General features: G+C 39.7%; 2 protein-coding genes and 1 pseudogene. 1 reads left to right on the top strand and 2 read right to left on the bottom strand.

Going from position 1 to position 3,049, the window contains the following annotated elements; all coding sequences use genetic code 11:
• Nucleotides 1-448: pseudogene (locus tag ACTNES_RS20260) on the bottom strand (phosphate--AMP phosphotransferase); the annotation flags it as partial.
• 14 nt (nucleotides 449-462) lie between these two features.
• A complete protein-coding gene (locus tag ACTNES_RS20255; RefSeq protein ID WP_441040514.1) occupies nucleotides 463-2,055 on the bottom strand; it encodes an AAA family ATPase in 1,593 nt (530 codons plus the stop codon).
• Nucleotides 2,056-2,499: 444 nt separating this feature from the next.
• Here ACTNES_RS20255 and ACTNES_RS20250 point away from each other — a divergent pair.
• Nucleotides 2,500-3,049: alanine:cation symporter family protein (locus tag ACTNES_RS20250; protein WP_441040513.1), on the top strand; the 550-nt coding region annotated here is incomplete at its 3' end.

Here is a 3,049-nt window from a genome sequence, read left to right as displayed (position 1 = left end):
AGAATTTCAGAACCAGATAACCGTTGTCTGTGAGCTGACGCTCGAAGCGGCGGATACTGTCGATTCTCTGTGTGTATGCTTCTCCCTCAATTTTGCCTTCCAGACATTCTCTGCATGTCTGCTCCATCCAGCCGGAATCCAGAAATGTGAATTTTCCTGCTTCCGGGATCTGTTTGAAATAGCGGTACAGGAATGGATATCTCAGGTCTTCTGCTGTTGGTGTGGACATTGTGGCTACTTTGAAGAAACGTGGGTCGATGTTCTTGATTACTTTTCCAATAGTACTTCCTTTGCCAGAAGCGCCCCAGCCCTCGAAAAGTACAATAACTGGTATCTTGTGTTCTTTGATCTTCATCTGGAAATCATAGAGCTGATTTCTGGCAGTCTGCAGGCGTTCTTTGATTTCCTCCTTTTCCGGCATATGCGCCGGATTCCAATTTTTAAGCATGGTAGTGTCCTCCTTTACTTTTCCATTTTCTCTATCACGCAACTATGCTTTTTTGTTTTTTTACTATAATTAATTCCTGCCAACAGCAGATCTCCATGGTAATCTTTTAATGCATCTACATATTCTTTCTCTTTAATCTGTGAAATTGCTCCATGGGCATTTTTATCCCATTTCAGTTCAATGACTGCAGCCGGTTTATCTGCATGAAGTGTTCTTGGGATGAAACAAATATCTGCATATCCCTTCCCTGTCGGTAATTCTCTTATAATGGTATAATACTCTCTTGCAAAATAAAATGCGAGATTAATAGTGCAACTCAGGGAATTCTCATCATTATACTGAAGAATTGAAATTTCTTTGTGTGCTTTATCAATCCCTGCTGCTACTGCTTTTTCATCCATTTCCCATAATGCTTCCAACAGCTTTCTGGATGCTTCTACGGATGCGATAACTTCTTTCCAATCCATAGTGCTAATCGCGTTTACATATTCTTTTGACACCTCCTTGTTAGGTATCGATACTTCTTCTTTCTGACTGTCATACGTCAGATATCCAAGATGCACTAAAAGAGTAAGCACATCATCTTTTGTTGCAAAAGTTGTCATGTCATTGCTGAAAGTTCCGGTATTAATCCTTACACTGCCGCCTGCCAGCATTTCAACTATAGAGTCCTTTAAACCATCCATATTCATCTGAATATAAACTTTCAATGCTTCATAAGTCTCTGTCTGATTCCAGTAAGTCCCAAATTTGTGACGAAGCATAGCTTCTACTACTGATTTTGGACTATACATTGAATAATGTTGATCGCCATATCGACTGTGGGTACACAATCCATAGCCATTATACCAGGCTTTTGTTTCTTCAAAACTCATATCATATTCCTGACAGAGTTCACCTACTTCTTCCTCCGTAAACCCAAAATACTGTGCCATATCACCCGGATCTGTCATGGAATATTCTATGAACATATTTAATGCTGAATGAGAGCCGTATTTCTTGATTGGAAGAATTCCTGTCATATAGGCTAAACCTACGTAGTCCTGATCTTTCAACCATACTCGCAAGAAGTCCAGATATTTCTTCTGCGCATCCTTATCCTGCTGATATTCGCGAAATAGGCAGTCCCATTCATCAATTAGGATTACAAAAGGGTGTCCTGTATTTGCAAAAACATCTTTCATTGTTTGAACTAAACTTGTTTTCTCTCTGAAACGAATTTGTTCATATGCTTCCTGCAAATCTTGAATAAGATAATTACATATTTTTGAAAGCATTTCCTCCATGCTATGTGTCTCACTCAAAAATTGCTGCATATTAATCCGTATTACATCATACTGATTTAAATGTTCTTTATATGATTGTGCCTGACTGATCATCAATTTATCAAATAATGCTCTTGTGTCCTCATCTCTCTTATAATAAGCCGCCAGCATATTCGCCGCCATAGACTTTCCAAATCTCCTCGGCCGGCTGACACACACATATTTCTGCTCTGTACAGATCAAGTCATTTGTTTTTTCTATTAACCCACTTTTATCTACATATATCTTTGATCGAAGACTTCCACGAAAAAGTGTACTCCCTGGATTCAGATAACTTCCCATATGTCTCTCCTTTCTATTGGCAGCTCCTTTTAATTTAAAAAGATTTTATGCTTCTCTGCCTGACCGCTTATTGCTTTTTACAAATAAAGTAGTAGACTTCCTTAATTTCATTGAAATAATGATAGCATGAAAACATGTCAGCGTAAAGCTGATTTCGTCCATATAGGACTACATTTAGACTACATTTAAGTATGATTTTTTCGTTGCAATCTTACATATTTTCCTGTATAATGTTAAGAAATAATTGTAACAGACAGAAGAAACGTACAAGGGCGTACAACACACATCATCGTGGTTGTATGCCTTTATTTTATATGCCAGAAGTTTGCGGACTCGGAAGCTTCTGTTATATAAAAGAGGGAATTTCTAGTACATAGTTATTTCAAACACGTTCTAGCATCTGTTGCATTTTTATAAAATAAGGTATATCAAAGGAGGGCGTCTATGATCAATACTATCGCAAATTTCATTAACAGGCTGGATAGCCTGGTGTGGGGCTGGTGGATGATTCTTCTGCTTCTTGGGACACACATTTTCATGACAATCCGTACAGGTGTGATCCAGAGAAAAATCGGCACTGCTATCCGTTTATCTGTTACCAAGGATACAGAAGCTGAAGGTGAAGTCAGTCAGTTCGGTGCACTTACCACTGCACTTGCTTCTACTATTGGAACCGGAAATATCATTGGTGTGGGAACTGCTATTGCGCTTGGCGGCCCGGGTGCTGTTCTCTGGTGCTGGCTGACTGGTGTTTTTGGCATTGCAACCAAATATAGTGAGTCTCTGATCGCAGTTAAGTATCGTGTCAAAACAAAAGATGGCCGTATGCAGGGCGGCGCTATGTATGCGCTGGAACGTGGATTACATATGAAATGGCTGGCACTGCTCTTCGCCTTCTTCGGTGGATTTGCCTCCTTTGGAATCGGATGTGCTACTCAGGTTAATGCGATCGCTACGGTATGTAACGAGAACCTGAATATTTCGCCTGCAGTGA

This window comes from Blautia sp. HCP3S3_D9, from assembly GCF_052063845.1.
Classification (GTDB): Bacteria; Bacillota; Clostridia; order Lachnospirales; family Lachnospiraceae; genus Blautia_A.
Note: the sequence above shows the minus strand (reverse complement) of the source record. Positions and strands in the feature narration are given on the sequence as shown.